The sequence below is a fragment of the Pseudomonas sp. genome, assembly GCF_046581935.1.
In the GTDB taxonomy this organism is placed as follows: Bacteria; Pseudomonadota; Gammaproteobacteria; order Pseudomonadales; family Pseudomonadaceae; genus Aquipseudomonas.
In genome coordinates, this window is the sequence record NZ_JAYGFK010000001.1 from 94,407 (window position 1) to 110,041 (window position 15,635).

General features: G+C 57.2%; 17 protein-coding genes. 7 read left to right on the forward strand and 10 right to left on the reverse strand.

Annotation, left to right across the window (positions count from 1 at the left end; all coding sequences use genetic code 11):
• Positions 1-153 precede the first annotated feature (153 nt).
• Together zipA and ligA are read left to right on the forward strand one after the other, a co-directional pair.
• Positions 154-981: a cell division protein ZipA gene (gene zipA / locus VCA57_RS00405; RefSeq protein ID WP_411182983.1), complete on the forward strand. Its 828-nt coding sequence runs from the start codon at positions 154-156 to the stop codon at positions 979-981.
• Between the two features lie 62 nt (positions 982-1,043).
• The gene (gene ligA / locus VCA57_RS00410; protein WP_411182984.1) at positions 1,044-3,422 is read left to right on the forward strand and encodes an NAD-dependent DNA ligase LigA; all 2,379 of its coding nucleotides are present in this window, start codon (positions 1,044-1,046) and stop codon (positions 3,420-3,422) included.
• Positions 3,423-3,487: 65 nt separating this feature from the next.
• Here the strand turns inward: ligA and queD are convergent, their stop codons facing one another.
• The 3 genes from queD to VCA57_RS00425 form a co-directional block, all read right to left on the reverse strand.
• The gene (queD, locus tag VCA57_RS00415) at positions 3,488-3,844 is read right to left on the reverse strand and encodes a 6-carboxytetrahydropterin synthase QueD (RefSeq protein ID WP_411182985.1); all 357 of its coding nucleotides are present in this window, start codon (positions 3,842-3,844) and stop codon (positions 3,488-3,490) included.
• A gap of 104 nt (positions 3,845-3,948) precedes the next feature.
• Positions 3,949-5,082: a catalase family protein gene (locus VCA57_RS00420; RefSeq protein WP_411182986.1), complete on the reverse strand. Its 1,134-nt coding sequence runs from the start codon at positions 5,080-5,082 to the stop codon at positions 3,949-3,951.
• A 51-nt stretch (positions 5,083-5,133) separates the two neighbouring features.
• Positions 5,134-7,008, reverse strand: coding sequence for a di-heme-cytochrome C peroxidase (locus tag VCA57_RS00425; protein WP_411182987.1), 1,875 nt, complete (start codon positions 7,006-7,008; stop codon positions 5,134-5,136).
• Positions 7,009-7,169: 161 nt separating this feature from the next.
• Here VCA57_RS00425 and VCA57_RS00430 point away from each other — a divergent pair, with 161 nt between their 5' ends.
• Complete coding sequence (locus tag VCA57_RS00430; RefSeq protein WP_411182988.1) at positions 7,170-7,637, forward strand: DUF3429 domain-containing protein; 468 nt, start codon at positions 7,170-7,172, stop codon at positions 7,635-7,637.
• Here the strand turns inward: VCA57_RS00430 and VCA57_RS00435 are convergent.
• The 6 genes from VCA57_RS00435 to VCA57_RS00460 form a co-directional block, all read right to left on the reverse strand.
• A complete protein-coding gene (locus tag VCA57_RS00435) occupies positions 7,602-8,156 on the reverse strand; it encodes an AAA family ATPase (RefSeq protein ID WP_411182989.1) in 555 nt (184 codons plus the stop codon). The genes VCA57_RS00430 and VCA57_RS00435 overlap by 36 nt on opposite strands.
• Complete coding sequence (gene pnuC / locus VCA57_RS00440) at positions 8,153-8,719, reverse strand: nicotinamide riboside transporter PnuC (RefSeq protein ID WP_411182990.1); 567 nt, start codon at positions 8,717-8,719, stop codon at positions 8,153-8,155. The genes VCA57_RS00435 and pnuC overlap by 4 nt, the downstream gene beginning before the upstream one ends.
• 404 nt (positions 8,720-9,123) lie before the next feature.
• Positions 9,124-9,342 carry a DUF2970 domain-containing protein gene (locus tag VCA57_RS00445; RefSeq protein WP_411182991.1) on the reverse strand — a complete coding sequence of 73 codons (219 nt, stop codon included), beginning with the start codon at positions 9,340-9,342 and terminating at the stop codon, positions 9,124-9,126.
• Positions 9,343-9,731: 389 nt separating this feature from the next.
• Positions 9,732-10,001: a hypothetical protein gene (locus VCA57_RS00450; RefSeq protein WP_411182992.1), complete on the reverse strand. Its 270-nt coding sequence runs from the start codon at positions 9,999-10,001 to the stop codon at positions 9,732-9,734.
• Between the two features lie 187 nt (positions 10,002-10,188).
• The gene (locus VCA57_RS00455; protein ID WP_411182993.1) at positions 10,189-11,028 is read right to left on the reverse strand and encodes a hypothetical protein; all 840 of its coding nucleotides are present in this window, start codon (positions 11,026-11,028) and stop codon (positions 10,189-10,191) included.
• Positions 11,029-11,076: 48 nt separating this feature from the next.
• On the reverse strand, positions 11,077-12,156 hold the full coding sequence (locus tag VCA57_RS00460; RefSeq protein WP_411182994.1) for a patatin-like phospholipase family protein: 1,080 nt from the start codon (positions 12,154-12,156) through the stop codon (positions 11,077-11,079).
• A 192-nt stretch (positions 12,157-12,348) separates the two neighbouring features.
• On the opposite strand from VCA57_RS00460, the gene VCA57_RS00465 reads away from it, so the two are divergent.
• From VCA57_RS00465 to VCA57_RS00480, 4 genes are read left to right on the forward strand one after another with little or no spacing between them, the layout of a single operon-like run.
• Positions 12,349-12,657 carry a PepSY domain-containing protein gene (locus VCA57_RS00465; protein WP_411182995.1) on the forward strand — a complete coding sequence of 103 codons (309 nt, stop codon included), beginning with the start codon at positions 12,349-12,351 and terminating at the stop codon, positions 12,655-12,657.
• 20 nt (positions 12,658-12,677) lie between these two features.
• Positions 12,678-12,974 (forward strand): PepSY domain-containing protein, encoded by a 297-nt coding sequence (locus VCA57_RS00470; protein WP_411183192.1) that lies wholly within the window; start codon positions 12,678-12,680, stop codon positions 12,972-12,974.
• The gene (locus tag VCA57_RS00475; RefSeq protein WP_411182996.1) at positions 12,974-13,642 is read left to right on the forward strand and encodes a response regulator transcription factor; all 669 of its coding nucleotides are present in this window, start codon (positions 12,974-12,976) and stop codon (positions 13,640-13,642) included. The genes VCA57_RS00470 and VCA57_RS00475 overlap by 1 nt, the downstream gene beginning before the upstream one ends.
• Entirely contained in the window at positions 13,639-14,958 is a 1,320-nt protein-coding gene (locus VCA57_RS00480) for a sensor histidine kinase (protein ID WP_411182997.1), read from the forward strand. Before VCA57_RS00475 ends, VCA57_RS00480 begins: the two co-directional genes overlap by 4 nt.
• A 28-nt stretch (positions 14,959-14,986) precedes the next feature.
• On the opposite strand, the gene VCA57_RS00485 is transcribed toward VCA57_RS00480, so the two are convergent.
• The gene (locus tag VCA57_RS00485) at positions 14,987-15,583 is read right to left on the reverse strand and encodes an NADPH-dependent FMN reductase (protein ID WP_411182998.1); all 597 of its coding nucleotides are present in this window, start codon (positions 15,581-15,583) and stop codon (positions 14,987-14,989) included.
• Positions 15,584-15,635 lie beyond the last annotated feature (52 nt).

Below are 15,635 nucleotides of genomic sequence, written 5' to 3' on the forward strand. Positions count from 1 at the left end.
CGTCGTGATAGCTTAATGCGCACTGTTTAGACGTGACGTTTAAAATCAGGGAAAGGCCTGTCAGAACATAGGCTTGGCGTTACGTAATAGGGTTAGTAAATAGGCTAGGAAGGCCTTTATCATCACATTTTTTATTAGGGGTTAAGGTATTTCATGGAATTCGGTCTGCGTGAGTGGCTGATTGTCATCGGCATTATTGTGATTGCCGGCATCTTGTTCGATGGTTGGCGGCGGATGCGTGGTGGCAAGGGCAAGCTCAAGTTCAAACTTGACCGCAGTTTTGCCAATCTGCCGGATGATGACAGTGACCCTGATCTGCTTAGCACGCCAAGGGTCGTTGACCGCAGCCATGAACCTTCTCTAGATGAAGAAGATTTACCATCGCTGAGCGCCCGTGAGTTGAATCGCCGGCGCACTGGCGAACCTCATCAGGGCGACCTGAATCTGGGCCTAGAAGAGCCGGTGCCGACACTCCTCACGCCAGTAGATGAGCAAGTTGCCACTAAATCGAGCAGCTATAACAAAGACCTCAACAAAGAATTACCGCCGGTTGAAGAAGTGCTGGTAATCAATGTTATTGCCCGCGATGAAGATGGCTTTAAAGGGCCGGCTCTGTTGCAGAACATTCTTGAAAGCGGCCTGCGGTTTGGTGAGATGGATATCTTCCATCGCCACGAGAGCATGGCGGGTAATGGTGAAGTGCTGTTCTCCATGGCCAATGCCTTGAAGCCCGGCACCTTTGATCTCGACGATATCGAAGGTTTCAGCACGCGCGCAGTGAGCTTCTTTCTTGGACTGCCGGGCCCGCGTCATCCTAAGCAGGCATTTGATGTAATGGTGGCTGCGGCACGCAAACTGGCGCATGAACTGGGCGGCGAGTTGAAGGATGATCAACGCAGTGTCATGACCGCGCAAACCATCGAGCATTACCGTCAGCGCATCGTGGAATATGAGCGTAAGCAACTGACCAACAAGCGCTGAATAACCCTACGTAATACAAGAGAGCAGCCAAGGCTGCTCTTTTCGTTTGAGAGCACACTGCAATGACCGACGCCTCGACTGCCGCCCAACGCATTCTGCAACTGCGTACCGAACTCGATGGACATAACTACCGCTATTACGTCCTCGATGAGCCGAGCGTTCCCGATGCCGAGTACGATCGCCTGTTTCGCGAATTACAAAAGCTGGAGAGCGAGCATCCGCAGCTGATAACAGCCGAGTCACCGACTCAGCGTGTTGGCGGTGAGGCGCTCAGCGCGTTTGGCGAGGTCCGCCACGAAGTCCCCATGCTGAGCTTGGGCAATGCGTTTGAGGAGGAGGACTTACGCGCCTTCGACCGCAGCGTGCAAAGTGGCTTGGGTCTAACGGGCGGAGACCTATTCGGCGCTGGTGCTGAGGTGGCGTACAGCTGCGAACCCAAGCTCGACGGCTTGGCAGTCAGCCTGCGTTATGAGAACGGTCAATTGGTACGCGGTGCCACCCGTGGCGATGGCAGTACCGGCGAAGATATCAGCAGCAACGTACGAACCATTCGTAACGTACCGCTCAAGCTACAAGGCGAGGGCTGGCCGCAAGTGCTGGAAGTGCGCGGTGAGGTGTTTATGCCCAAGGCTGGTTTTGAGGCGCTCAATGCCCGACAGGCCGAGAGCGGTGGCAAGACCTTCGCTAACCCGCGCAACGCGGCGGCGGGCAGTTTGCGTCAGCTTGATCCGAAGATCACCGCCAGTCGGCCGCTGGAATTCTGCTGCTATGGCGTTGGCCAAGTCAGCGGCGAGGTGTCGACCACTCAGGTTGGCATGCTCGAACAGCTCAAGGCCTGGGGCATTCCCATTAGCCGCGAACTGAAACTGGCCAAAGGCGTGCAGGCTTGCCTGGATTACTACCGCGATATTGGCGAGCGGCGCATGGCCCTAGCCTATGACATCGACGGCGTGGTGTTCAAAGTCAACACCATTGAAGACCAGCAGCAGCTGGGCTTTCGCGCCCGCACGCCGCATTGGGCTATTGCTCATAAATTCCCCGCGCAAGAAGAGCTGACCGAGCTGCTCGACGTGGAGTTTCAGGTCGGCCGTACCGGCGCCGTGACCCCGGTGGCGCGGCTCAAACCGGTCAAAGTAGCCGGTGTGATGGTGGCTAATGCCACTCTGCATAACATGGATGAAGTGGCGCGCCTGGGCTTGATGATCGGCGACACGGTGATTGTCCGCCGCGCCGGTGATGTGATTCCGCAGGTGATGGCCGTGGTCACTGAGCGCCGCCCGGAGGATGCTCGGCCAGTACAGATTCCCGAGAGCTGCCCGGTGTGTGGCTCCCACGTTGAGCGCACACAACTGGTTAAACGCAGCAAGGGCAAAGAAACCTTTAGCGAGGGTTCGGTGTACCGCTGTGTCGGTCGCTTGGCCTGCGCTGCCCAGCTCAAGCAGGCGATCATCCATTTCGTCTCACGCCGCGCCATGGATATCGAAGGCCTGGGCGACAAGACCATTGAACAACTGGTTGATGAGCAACTGATTGGCTCTCCTGCCGATCTGTACAAGCTGAGCTTTGAGCAGATCATCAACCTGGAAGGCTTTGCCGAGGTTTCCAGCAACAAGCTGCTGCAGGCGATCAAGGACAGTAAACAACCAAGCCTGGCGCGGTTTATCTACGCCCTTGGCATTCCTGATGTGGGTGAGGAAACGGCCAAAGTGTTAGCCCGTGCGCTGGCGTCGCTGGAGCGTGTTCAGCAAGCACTGCCGGAAGTGCTGACCTACCTACCGGACGTCGGTTTGGAAGTGGCACATGAGATTCACAGCTTCTTTGCCGACAGTCATAACCAACAGGTCATTGCGGCCTTGTTGAGCAGCGACGAGTGCGGCCTGCAATTGCAAGAACAGGGCGAGCTGGGGGCGGAGTTCAGCGCCAGCGCGACCTTGGCGGGGATGCTCGACAAGCTGAACATTCCTTCTGTCGGCCCTGGCGGTGCGCAGAAGCTGGCAGATAAGTTTGTCAGCCTAGACGCTGTGCTGGCGGCTGATTGGTTGGATATGCGCCAAGCCCTGCCCGAGAAACAAGCCAATGCGGTACGTGAGTTTTTCGCGGTTGTTGCTAACGCCGATCGCGCGCGCGCCATTGAGGCACAGCTAAAGGCTTTTGGCATGCACTGGCACAGCGAGAAGAAAGTCATCGAAGGCTTGCCGCTGGCTGGTCAAACCTGGGTACTAACCGGCAGCCTGGAGTCGTTCAGCCGCGATAAGGCCAAAGAGGAACTGGAGAAGCTGGGGGCTAAAGTGGCGGGTTCTGTGTCCGCCAAGACCAGCGTTGTCGTTGCGGGGCCTGGGGCAGGGTCGAAACTGAGCAAAGCCCGTGAGTTAGGCGTTAAGGATATCGACGAAGAAGAGTTCAAACGCCGTCTGCGGGAGTTCGGCGTTGAGCTTGGCTAGTTTGGTTTGCAGCCCGGCGCTGTGGCGAACCGGGCTGGCCAACTAGGCACTAAGCAAGTGCAAGATCAGTCGCCGCGATATTCGCAGCCGCTGGTGCAGGTCTCATGGATGCGGATGCGGGACAACTCAGGCAGCAGTGGTTTGAGTTGTTGCCAGATCCATTTGGCCAGCACTTCACTGGTCGGGTTTTCCAGGCCAGGAATATCGTTCAGGTAGTTATGATCGAGCTGTTCGTAGAGTGGCTTGAAGATCGCCTTGATCTCGGAGAAGTCGCGAATCCAGCCGGTATAAGGATCAACCTCACCTTCGATATACACCGCCACCTTGAACGAATGCCCATGCAGGCGGCCACATTTATGGCCGTCAGGGACGTGAGGCAGGCGGTGTGCGGCCTCGAACATAAACTCTTTGAACAGTTCCACGGCATTTCTCTCTGGCGGTCGGCTGTCTGGCAGCACGCTTAACAAGGTGCGAATGTTACCAGCTCATACCTTGTTAACCGAGGCCAGAGAGTTGCCAGGCTGCTTTAGGGTTGATTGCGCTCCAGCCGGTAAATGCTTACAGCCTCGTAAACCGCCTTTCTCAGGCGGTTGATGCCGCCAATCGGACGGTGCTCGGGCAGTGCATGCCAAGGGTTGAAGGACAGGTTGTCGCAAAACAGGTTTTGCTCACTGCTATCGAAGTCCTGCGCGGGCACTTTGATCGTGGCGACTGTCTCGAACGGCGAGATCGTTTCATCCCACTCCACGCTGGGGTCTTCAATGGGCATGTAGTAATCAGGGTTCTGCTGTTGTACCTGCAGGGCAAAGCAGGCCGGCGCGCGATCCAGTGACAGTTGCTGGTAGAGCGCATTACGCAGGAAGTTCGGCAGGGCATGGTTCTGCTCTGGTAACTGATACTCCGGGCAGGCTTCTGGCTGTGGAATCACCCGGTATTTGATGTTGTGCTCGCCCAACTTGAATGGGGCGATGGAGTTGTAGGTGGTTGCTACCGGTGTTTCTGGGGCCGGGGCGAGCGTCTTTAGGGCAATGATCAGGTGGCGGATTTCCCAGGTACTGGGCTTCCAGCTCGGGAAGAAGGCTGCGACTTGTTTACCATCGGCCTGGGCGGCGAAGTTGCTTTTGTATTCAGCCACATCGCGGACAAAAAACGCCGGGTGGTTGAACATCACAAAATCCTGTTCATCAGCGTGCTGTGGGCTTTGTGTAAGTTTCTCACCCGGCACATCCAGCAGTTTGATCGCCATGCCCCGCGCATCACGCGCCCTGTCGAACTGCGGATAGGCGTTGCCGTTGGACAGACGCATCCAGGCTTGCCAGGTTTTGCCAGGCTCGCTGAACACACCGCGTTGCAGGCTGCTGTCGAGATCGGCATTGACGGTGACCTCGGCCTTTACACAGCCATGCGCTTTGGCGTGGGCATCGCGCAGCACGCGGGTGTTGTCACGGTGTTGTTCGACCACGCGGATGGCATCTTCGATGATGCCTTGCGTCAGGGCGGCCTCATCGGCGGGGATCTGCTCTTCACTCGAGACCGGCCCGGAGAACTTCCAGCCGTAGTAAGCGGTGCCAATGGCCCAGCCACCCAAGCCGATCACTACTACCAACAACAGCAGCTTGCCCAGTACGCGGCCAAGCCAGAGCCAAAGTCGTTTAAACATGCGGTGAATTCCTTTTAATTATTCTCAGCGTGCCTTTGCAGGTAGCGCGGTTCAGTTCTGGCAAGAAGGGCCGGGCGTCCAGGTTTTGCCTGCAATGGGTTGCAGCTGTTGCTCCAGTGCCGGGTTACCGAGGACCTTGAGGTATTCAATCAGCGCCCAGCGCTCTTCTGGCTGCAGGGCTCGGCCAATGACGCCATCTGCACGGCACCCAGCGCGGAATTCATGGCCACGGTTGCTGTTGCCGGTGATCGTGGTGTCAAACAGAAAGCCGCCGGTAAACTTCTCGCTGTCATAGCCAATCTGTTTGGGGTTGAACTCAAAATTGCCCACCCAGAACTGGCCTTGTCGCTCGGAGACTGGTGACAGCAACTGGAACAGGCTCGGCACCGAACCGTTATGTAAGAACGGCGGGGTGGCCCAGATGCCGTCCAGCGGGCGCGCCTTGTAGCCGCGTATTTCCTGGACGCCGATGGGCAGGCCGAAACCGTCCATGTGCTGGCGTTCCTCAGCCGAAATCCCGGCATCTTGATACGCACGGTTTTCCACATAGGCGGTGACATAGGCCAGAGCCTTGGCGCTGGAGATGCTGCGCATGTCGATATCGTCGAGCTTCGCGCCAAACAGGCGGACATCCAGCTTGCTCAATTCGGCCTTGGTCCAGCCCAGCTTGCTGATGTCAAAACGGTGGTCGGCGATGTTGTCGGCAGTCGTAGGGTCTGTGCCGACAATAGATGTCTTGATCACGTGCATACGCCACTCAGGATCGCGTGCTGGAGCGTAGCTATCCTCGGGCGTTTTCGGGTCGGGGGCGTGGCAATAGGCGCAGTTTTCGTTAAACAGTGCGCGGCCACGACTGGCCAAGGGCAGGTCGACTTTGCCGAACACTTCTTCTGGCCAGGCAGGCGGCTGCAACTTCTTCAGCGTTTCTTCCAGGGTGAATAGATCACGCAGGCGCACACTGGATGCATAGCGTTGGCTTTCTACAACCGGATGCCCATCTGTATCGAGCAGCCGCAACGTTGCGCCAACGCCCAAGGCTTCGCCCACATTACGGGCCATGGGTTGCATGGCTGAGCCGTTCCATTGCACCCAGTCGAACCGCCAGATGTCCCAGACTTGCGGGTAACTCACCGGGGCATCGGCAACTCGGTAGTTGCTTGGGTCGATGGCATCGCCCATCACGCTGTTGGCAATACGCCCGAACGCATCGGTGCGGCCGAAGCCTTCTTCAGTAGGGTAGAGGCCGCGATGCCAGTCGTTGAAGGCCGTACCGAGCAGGCGGTCGAGCACCACTTTGAAGTCGCGGCGCAACTGTGCCTTGTGGCTGCTGTATTTATCGCCTAGTACCTGCTTGGCGAAGCGGTTGAACTTCAATGGGTTGTAATAGGTGAAGGCCATGCTCATGCCGAGCGCTTGACCAAAGCTGCCGCCGCGCAGTGTCGGTACGGTGGATGCCAGTGAGTGCAGCGCGGCACCACCATCGATGCGTACCGCCTGGCCTTGGTAGCGCAGCTCGCCGGTGTGACAGGCGGCGCAGCTGATATCCAGGTAATTCTCGCCGCTCTCAGCATCGCTGTGGCGGGCAAAACCGACTGGCAGGTTGCCGGGGTTTAGCTGTGTCGCTTGCTGGTCAGGGTCAATCAGGAAGCCGAAGCGCGCCAGATAATCCGTTGTGGCAAATTTTTTACTACTGAAAGGCAACTCTAAGGCGCTGAACCACTCATAACGCAGACCTTTGACCTGAGTACCTTGTGGTGTGTAGTAGTAGGTCTGGCGCTCTTCAACTGACCACTGATCGAGGTAGTGCAGTTTCTCGGGCTGCTGATAGCGCGGGAGGTTGGGATTAGCGATGAAATACAGGGCAATCAGCAGCCCCACGCCCAGCAACAAAAGAAGTCCGTACAGGGCCCGGCGGAGAGTGCGCATCGGTACGTCCTTGTGGGAGTTTTTATTTGTTCGAGTTATGCCAACTACAGTCAAGGATGGCAAGCAGCCATTACCGGACAACGTAATAATTTTGCTTCTGCCGCTCTGGAGGATGGCTTTACAGTGCGGTTTATTCAGGATTACTCAGCAGGAGTGAGTACATGCATCCATTTGACGCGCCGCAGCCACCAAAGCTGGCATTGCTGCTGGGTTATGCCGGGCTAATACCTTTTATCAGCGGAGCACTGGGCATCTGGGTGACGCCAGAGGGCTGGCGAGTAGTGGTTTTAAGGGCCTTACTGGACTATTCAGCGGTCATTCTGGCTTTCATGGGCGCGATCCACTGGGGGCTGGCCATGCGTGCGGAGAACGCTGGCGAGGCCGCACAGGTGCAACTGGGCTTGTCTGTAGTGCCGCCTTTATTGGGTTGGTTGGCGATCAGTGGCGGAATGCCCACTAGCTTGGCATTACCGCTTTGCTTGCTGGCGTTTGCGGGTTTGTATGCTGCGGATATGCGGGCAGTCAGGCTAGGTTTGGCACCGCAGTGGTACCCGGCATTGCGCCGCCCACTGACGATTGTTGTTTGTCTGAGCTTATTGCTGGCCTGGACCAGTGTGTTGGTACGTTGAACCAAGCCACTGTTCGACTGTAGCCAGTGCTTGCATGCGCCGTTCGCTCCAGTTGCCTTGAATGCACTGCAGTGGCTGATGGTGTTGGCGCAACCAGAGCTCGCATTGCTGGTAGAACGCTACACGTTGGGCAAGCTCGGGCTGGCAACGCTGACCATCATCGACCCAGGGTACGGAGGCTGGGTCCAGCAACAGGTGCAGGTGGTAGTCCCGCGCTAGCAGGGCCTGCTCGATCCAGGCCGGGCAGTCGCCAAACAGCGTCTGGCTCCAGAGGATATTGCTCAGCAGGTGGGTGTCGAGAATCAGCAATGCAGGGCGGGCTGCTCTGGCCTGATCCTCCCAGGCAAGCTGCCCTTGAGCGATGGCGCTGATGTCGGCGTAGCAGGTGTCGCGTTGCTCACGGTCAATAAAGTGGCGCACATACTCACCAACCAGCACACCGCCAAATACCGCGCGAATTTCTTCGGCGAGCCAGCTTTTACCGCTGGATTCTGGCCCTGTGAGCACCAGAACCCTCATGCGCAAGCCAAGGCGCGATCACGCCGCCAGGCTAGCCAGCCATTAACCGCTAGTAGGGTAAACAGTCCATACAGGGCGGCTGTTGGGTAAAGTCCTTGTTGCAGAAACAGCGCCACAAATAGCAGATCAAGGCCTATCCACAACGGCCAGCATTCGACGCGTTTCTGCGCCATCCACACTTGGGCAACCAGGCTGAAGGCGCTCAACGCTGCATCTTGCCAGGGCGCAGCGGCATCGGTGAACGTGGCCATCAAGTAACCGAGAGCAACAGCACCAGCAGCACCGCTCACCAAGCTAAGCAGTATGCCTTGCTGACTCAGCCGGCTGACCTGCACACCTTGTTGGTTGCTGCCACCACGTGTCCACTGCCACCACCCATAGCCTTGCAGCACGGCATAAACGCCTTGCAGCAACATGTTCGAGTACAGCTTGCCGCCATAGAAGATCCAGGTGTACATCAGCACCATCAGCAAGCCCAATGGCCAGCACCAGCGATTTTGCCGTACGGTTAGCCAGACGGCCCACACACCAAGGGCTGAGGCGATAATTTCCAGGGGCGTCATAGGGAACCAAAAGGCTAGAGAAGTGAAGGGCGCGATTGTAACTATTCGTCCGGCACTCGTCTTGGCGCACAGAAGGCCAATCGGCTTGGGATTGCCGATATTCTTCGTCAGCACTTAGGCGACTATGGCGTGTTGAAGCCTGCTTTTTACTGGATATACACCGTATGTTTGCAGGCGCTTAGCGCATTAGCGGCGGCTACTTAGGTCAGCTAGGCAGGCGCTGGTGTTCTGCCTCTGCGGAGTTTCTCAGTCCCGGATACTCCAACGAGCCACATCGACTTTAAGCAGGCTGCAGCGAATGACCTGGGCATACAGTTACGGGTTATTCATGGTGAGCGTGATACGCATTGGCTGCTACCGACAGCCTGTGAGTTGCTGGCGGAACAGTAGTTTGTTGCAGTGATTCAAACACCGGCCAAGTGCAGGACCAGCTTGACGATGCCAAAAATCGTCAGCACAAATATGGCGGTGAACAATACGCCCAGAATGATGAAGTGACTGGGTTTGCCACGGGAGAAATCCCGTGCGCGGTTCTTCCCACTCTGCACTCCAAGCGCCGCACTCAGCACACTCTGCAGCATTTCCCACAGTGTCAGCGGTTTGTTCTCTTCTTGGTTTTTCATATCGCCCTCCTGCACTACAGAATAGTAGCTTTGGCCAGCAACGCTACATGTCAGGACTTACTGAGGCGTTTGGTGGATGCCGGGTATTTCAAGAGTTTGTCTGCTGGCCGCCGTGGTCGCAGGAGTGATTCCTCCGTGCAGTTTGGGCAGCTGTAATTCAGGCGACGCGCCCACATAGCAGCTGGCCCATGGTCAACTCCTGGTTGAAGATCTGCGCGTGCTTCGATAAGCGCTGGATGCATCGCTGCGCTTAACAGTTAATTGGCAATAAGGACAATAAGCCCACAGATATGGCTATTACAGCTTCGCCTGGGAAGCGAGTAGGAGAGAAGAAGGGCTCTGACAAGAGGGGTCGATTGGCAGCTCAGAGCCCTTGGGTACGCAGCGGATTACTCCGGCATGCTCCATGGCTCCAGGGCGAAACCTTGCTGGCTGAGTTGCTCGCGCGACTGTTTGAGCAGGTCGGCAAACTGTACCGGGTCGCTGTAAATCGTGCTCGACAGCTGGGTACGGCCCAGCAGCCGGGTACTGGTGCGATCAATCACGCTCAGGCTGAGGTTGCCGGTACCGTCTTGCGGTGCCCAGGCAACGCATTGGAAAGGTTGAAAGGCACGGTCAGCAATCAGCAGGGCTTCGTTAAAACGCAGGGGAGCGTTCATGGGGTCGGTTTCTCCGAGGTGATCCCAAATACACAAGGGCAAACACTTGACTCGTGCTTGCCAGTCATAGGTGTTGATGAGTGAAGTTGACCGTTAAGTCACATGTTTGCCAAAAAATGCAAGAAATTGTCTGGTAAATCACAATTTTAATCGGGCAAACACAGAAACCTGATGAAGGCGCTGCTGTTTAGTTCTTCTCAGGCCCGTTGCAGGCCGTTAGCAATTGCCGCAGATAGTCGGTGACATAGCGCTGAAAACCACGGTCATCCCAATAGCTCAGGTGGCTTAGTGGGGTATGGCGTTTATACCAAGGCCCCACTGGCATGGCGCGGTCCTCAGCTACCACGGCGGCATAATTGTCTAATGGACGCAGCGGGTAACCCAAAGGGTCTGCAGGTGCATACAGGTTGAGCCAGCGCGCTTGTTCAGTTACCGCTTGGGTCAGGCAATGGCCGGGAAAGCGGATCGGCACTACGGGGTTGTAGGCGAAGGTAAACAGCGGGATGTTGCAGCCGAAGGTAATCAGCCCGCTAAGGGTTTCCAGGGCTAGAAAGGGATCGAGCGGGCAGCTCTCGACTTTATTAATGCGCTGCTGATCCCAGACGAAATTGGAAAATATATGACCACCCAAGGAGTGGGCGAGGACGACCAGTGGGGTGTCTGCGTCAACCTTGGCACGTAGAGCATTCAGGCCGCTGCGCAGGCATTGGTGTACTTCTTCGTAGGTCGTGTCGTAGGCCTGGCTGACTTTGCGGTAACCACTGGCATCGCCGAGAAATAGGGTGACGACGCGGCGTAGCCACACCCAGCGCACGGGTTGATCTTTCAGCTTGTCTAGGAAGTCCAGTTGGCGCTTATCCAGCACGCTGGCCCAATACAAGCTTTGAAAGGCGACCTGTTCGGCATCTACCCCAAGGCGTTGGCGCAGCCCGGCAATCAAGCTTTGGGCAAAGCTATGTTGCCCTTCAGCGTCACGGCTATCGGGCTGGGTGCCAATGCCGTGAATAACGGCGACTGCAAGTTTCATTCTGTCCATCCGTGGTCATGTGTGCGCCGATAGATTCTTACGTGCTTGTCAAAGTGCCTGCATGCGCTCGTGGAGGCGGCCGCTGTCCGCCAATTCGAGAAACTCGTCGCCGAGTCGCTGGCTCTCACTCATGGCTTTACGCCAGTAGCGCTCGCGGCCGGCATCATCGCCCAGGTAGCGGCTGAAGTCCTTGCGGTCAGGGAGTTTGCCGTGGGGCAGGCGCGCCAGGTAGTCGTGCGAGGGGGCAAGCAGCAACACATCCTGCAGACGCTCAGCGTCACCGCGACGCCAGGGCATGCTCTTGTCGAACCAGCCGGGAATGACCTTGTCGGTGAAGTGCGGGTAGAGCACGATGTCTTCACCGCTGTATGGCAGGTCGAGGTGATAGTCGAGCAGGCCACCATCGCGGTAGGTGCCGGGGCCGGCACCGGGGATATCGCGAACCCCTTGCATGACCATCGGAATGGAGCCTGAGGCCAGCAACGCATGGCGCAGATTGCCGCTGTCTAGTTGCAGATAGCGCGAGGGAAAGTCGCTAAGCGCACCCAGCGGCGGCGCCAGGCGGGCATCGTGCAGAATCACCCGCTCGAAGTGTTTGGCCAGGCGCGGGCGGCCCAGCAGGTTGCTGCCAATCACCGAAGACAGGCCCAGGCCGAGTGCGCCGCGATTGTCGTGCTGGAGCAGGCCATGGCTTTTTACCACGACGATATTCAAGCGGTAATGCGGGTTGCTGAGGATGCTGGCTTCATCGTTGCCCAGCAACTGCTCAAGCATCAGGCTGCAGCTGTTTGACACCTGCGCCATGCTCACGCCTTTGGCAAAGCGTTGTGCGGTATACAGCTCGCCCAGGCGAATGAGCCCTGCCTTGGCATCGGGTAAGCAGGCGCTGGCAAAACGCCAGGAGCCGATCGATGCGCCAATTAATGAGCGTTCACGTGGCTCACGCTGTAGCCAGTCGCCGAACAGTGCCAGGTCTAACCCCTGAATGCCCAACGCCTTCGGCCCACCTGCGGCACCTGGCAGAATACCGACATCGGCAGGCTGCAGGCCTCGCTCGCGAATGCGCGCGAGGGCTCGTTTGCCGGCTTTGATTGTTAGGGCAGGGGACTTGATTAAAATCGCACTCATGCTGGTCTCCATCGCGCAAGGCAGCGATTATAGAGCGCTGGCCTTTTAGGCCAAGTGGCTTCAGTGCGTGAATGTTGAATACAAACGGTAGGCATTGGTTGGCGAGCAACCGGTTAAGCGCATTCAGTTTGAGTTAAGTCGTGTGCAGTAACGTGGCTTACGTCGAAAGCAATTTCCATAAGGAGCTTGAACATGAAAACACTGACTAGCGTATTTACTGCTGCTGCCCTGACTCTGACTGCCGGTTTGGTCCAGGCTCGTGATCTTGGCCCGGATGAGGCCATCAAGCTACGTGATGCAGGAACCATTCAGTCGTTTGAGAAACTCAATGAAGCAGCCTTGGCGCTTCACCCTGGCGCCAAAAAAGAAGACACCGAATTGGAAGAAGAGTACGGCCGCTACATCTACCAGGTCGAAATTCGCGACGCCCAAGGCGTGCAGTGGGATGTCGAATTGGACGCCACTAACGCTCAAGTCCTGAAAAACCAACGAGACGATTGATGAACACCACGGCCCGGGCCATGCGCCCGCTACTGTTGGGCCTGCTGCTGAGCCTGGCGTTCAGCAGCAGCGCCCGTGACTTGAATCAGGATGAGGCTTTACGCCTGCGTCGCGAGGGGCTGATTCTGCCACTTGATCAGTTGATCCAGGCAGCCATGCAGCGTCATCCCGGAGCCGTTCTGTTGGAAGTGGAACTTGAAGAAGAAGACGGCGTGCTGCTCTATGAAGTTGAGTTGGTGACCGAGCAAGGCGTTGTTCGCGAGCTGGAGTTACACGCTGGCACTGCTGAAGTGCTCAAGGATGAGGTAGACGACTGATGCGCTTACTGTTGGTTGAAGACCATGTGCCTCTGGCCGATGAGTTACTGGCTGGTTTGGCGCGTCAGGGTTATGCCGTTGACTGGCTGGCCGATGGTCGTGATGCGGCCTATCAGGGAGCGACCGAGCCCTATGACTTGATCATTCTCGACCTTGGCTTGCCGGGCAAACCTGGGTTACAGGTACTGCAAGAATGGCGCGCTGGCGGCATGAACACGCCGGTGTTGATCCTGACTGCGCGTGGCTCTTGGGCCGAGCGCATAGAGGGGCTCAAGGCCGGTGCGGATGACTACCTAAGCAAGCCCTTTCACCCGGAAGAACTGCAACTGCGCATTCAATCGTTGTTGCGCCGCGCCAAAGGCTTGGCCAACCAGCCACAATTGGAGGCTGCCGGCCTGCAACTAGATGAAAGTAGGCAGACGGTCAGTCGCAATAATCAGGAGGTCCAGCTAACTGCCGCCGAGTTTCGCTTGCTGCGCTACTTTATGTTGCATGCAGGTCAGCTGTTGTCGAAAAGCCACTTGGCTGAACACCTCTACGACGGTGAGAGCGAACGCGACTCCAATGTTATCGAAGTGCACGTCAACCACCTGCGCCGCAAGCTGGGCCGTGAAATTATCGAAACCCGCCGTGGCCAAGGCTACCGTTTCAGCGGAGACGCTGTTTGAAATCAATTCAGCGGCGTCTAAGTCTGGGCCTGGCCGGTGTGTTGCTGATTATCGGCGTGCTGCTGGCGCAAAGCAGCCTGTGGCTGTTTGATCGCAGCCTGCGCAGTTACATCCAAACAACCCTGCAGGACGAAGCGCAAACCTTGCTAGGTGCCATTGTGCGTGGCCCTGATGGGCCGCAGTTGGACGAGCGCCGCCTGAGTGCAGCGTATAAACGGCCTTACTCTGGGTTGTATTTTCGTATCGATTTTGCCGAACAAAGCTGGCGATCACGCTCGTTGTGGGATCGCGACATGCCGCAGGTTGCGCAACCCGGCCTACAGGATGATCTCGGTGATGGACCCAAGGGCCAGCACTGGTTGATCTACCGGGCCGACTACCAGCGCTTTGGCCAGCACATCGTGATTCACGTTGCTCGTGATTACACGCCGATTCTGGACAGCTTCAGCCAGGTGTTAAAGGTTCTCCTTGGTTTAGGCATCGCCGCCTTGGTGCTGATTCTGTTACTGCAACGCCTGATCGTCAGCCGTGCACTGCGGCCACTGGAGCTGACGCGGCGGCAGATCATGCAGCTGCAACAAGGCCAACGTAGTCAGCTGGACCAGCAAGTCCCGTTGGAGCTGGAGCCGCTGGTGGCGCAGATCAACCACTTGCTGATGCATACCGAAGACACCCTAAAGCGTTCACGTAATGCCCTGGGCAATCTGGGCCATGCGCTGAAGACGCCGTTGGCCGTTCTGGTCAGCCTGGCCTCCCGTGAAGAACTCAAGCAATTGCCCGAGTTGCGGGAAAATCTCAACGCCCAACTGCAGCAAATTGAGCAGCGTATTGCGCGTGAACTAGGGCGGGCGAGATTAGCGGGTGAAGCGTTGCCGGGTGCGCACTTCGATTGCGCCAGCGAGCTACCTGAGTTGTTTTCTACCCTAACGATGATCCACGGCAACCTGCTTCAGCTCGGCTGGCATGCCGCGCCTGGGTTGCGTTTGCCCTGGGACCGTGAAGACTTGCTGGAATTGCTGGGCAACCTACTGGATAACGCCTGTAAGTGGGCAGATAGCCAGGTGCAACTGAGCATCAGCCGTGAAGCTGAGGCCTATCTGCTGACTATTGAGGATGATGGCCCGGGGATTCAGGCCGAGTTGCGTGATGAAGTACTTAGCCGTGGCAGTCGCCTGGACGAACAGGTGGCCGGGCATGGACTGGGGTTGGGCATCGTGCGCGACATCATTGACGCTTGGGGCGGTCAGATGCACTTAACCGACAGTGCGCTAGGTGGGCTGTGTGTCAATGTAGTGTTACCAGTGAAGCGCGCCTGAGTGGCTCAAGCACGCCACACACCAATCACTACATGCCGTTGGCAAAAGCCGGGTCAGTCATGTCGATACTGGCGCGTACAGGCCCCAGCGCTTGCGCGTACTTAACCAGAATATCCAACGCATAATCGATACGTGTATGCAGGCGCTGATCGTTTTCATCGCTCGGCTGTGGGCTGTTCAGCACTTTTTCAACGCCCCGCACAATCAGGTGCTCGGGTAGGTAGCAGAGCCGGCAGTTCTTATAGCTTGAGGCCCGTAGCTCACTGATCGGATAAGCCCCGCCAACACCGGAAGAAACCCCAACCAGCAGGCCGGGTTTATGCGCCAGTTCAGCCTTGCTGGCGTAAATGAAGAAGTTCTTGATGGCCGGGCAAGCCATGCCGTTCCACTCTGGCGAAATGATCACCACCGCATCAGCAGCGGCCAATTGCTTGCAGAACAACGGCCACGGTCCAGTGTCGTCGCTCGGCCACAGGGGCAGGGGTGCAAGACCCAGGTCAATAACGTGACTTTGCGCATCACTGGTATGGCCCAGTTGAATCAGGCGTTGACGCAAGAATCGGGCAACTTTGCCCGATTGACTGTTGCTACGGCCTGAGCCGGCGACCAGAGCGATATTGAGCATCGTGCACCTCTTGCAAAGAAAATCGCAGACTAGCGGCCCTTAGTCTGCGCTG

Excerpts from the sequence above, each read along its gene's own strand:
- pnuC (WP_411182990.1), bottom strand. The coding sequence starts at position 8,719 with ATGACGCCCCTGGAAATTATCGCCTCAGCCCTTGGTGTGTGGGCCGTC.
- VCA57_RS00485 (WP_411182998.1), bottom strand. The coding sequence starts at position 15,583 with ATGCTCAATATCGCTCTGGTCGCCGGCTCAGGCCGTAGCAACAGTCAA.
- VCA57_RS00465 (WP_411182995.1), top strand. The coding sequence starts at position 12,349 with ATGAAAACACTGACTAGCGTATTTACTGCTGCTGCCCTGACTCTGACT.
- VCA57_RS00475 (WP_411182996.1), top strand. The coding sequence starts at position 12,974 with ATGCGCTTACTGTTGGTTGAAGACCATGTGCCTCTGGCCGATGAGTTA.
- zipA (WP_411182983.1), top strand. The coding sequence starts at position 154 with ATGGAATTCGGTCTGCGTGAGTGGCTGATTGTCATCGGCATTATTGTG.
- VCA57_RS00425 (WP_411182987.1), bottom strand. The coding sequence starts at position 7,008 with ATGCGCACTCTCCGCCGGGCCCTGTACGGACTTCTTTTGTTGCTGGGC.
- VCA57_RS00420 (WP_411182986.1), bottom strand. The coding sequence starts at position 5,082 with ATGTTTAAACGACTTTGGCTCTGGCTTGGCCGCGTACTGGGCAAGCTG.
- VCA57_RS00430 (WP_411182988.1), top strand. The coding sequence starts at position 7,170 with ATGCATCCATTTGACGCGCCGCAGCCACCAAAGCTGGCATTGCTGCTG.
- VCA57_RS00445 (WP_411182991.1), bottom strand. The coding sequence starts at position 9,342 with ATGAAAAACCAAGAAGAGAACAAACCGCTGACACTGTGGGAAATGCTG.
- VCA57_RS00455 (WP_411182993.1), bottom strand. The coding sequence starts at position 11,028 with ATGAAACTTGCAGTCGCCGTTATTCACGGCATTGGCACCCAGCCCGAT.
- ligA (WP_411182984.1), top strand. The coding sequence starts at position 1,044 with ATGACCGACGCCTCGACTGCCGCCCAACGCATTCTGCAACTGCGTACC.
- VCA57_RS00435 (WP_411182989.1), bottom strand. The coding sequence starts at position 8,156 with ATGAGGGTTCTGGTGCTCACAGGGCCAGAATCCAGCGGTAAAAGCTGG.
- VCA57_RS00460 (WP_411182994.1), bottom strand. The coding sequence starts at position 12,156 with ATGAGTGCGATTTTAATCAAGTCCCCTGCCCTAACAATCAAAGCCGGC.
- VCA57_RS00450 (WP_411182992.1), bottom strand. The coding sequence starts at position 10,001 with ATGAACGCTCCCCTGCGTTTTAACGAAGCCCTGCTGATTGCTGACCGT.
- VCA57_RS00470 (WP_411183192.1), top strand. The coding sequence starts at position 12,678 with ATGCGCCCGCTACTGTTGGGCCTGCTGCTGAGCCTGGCGTTCAGCAGC.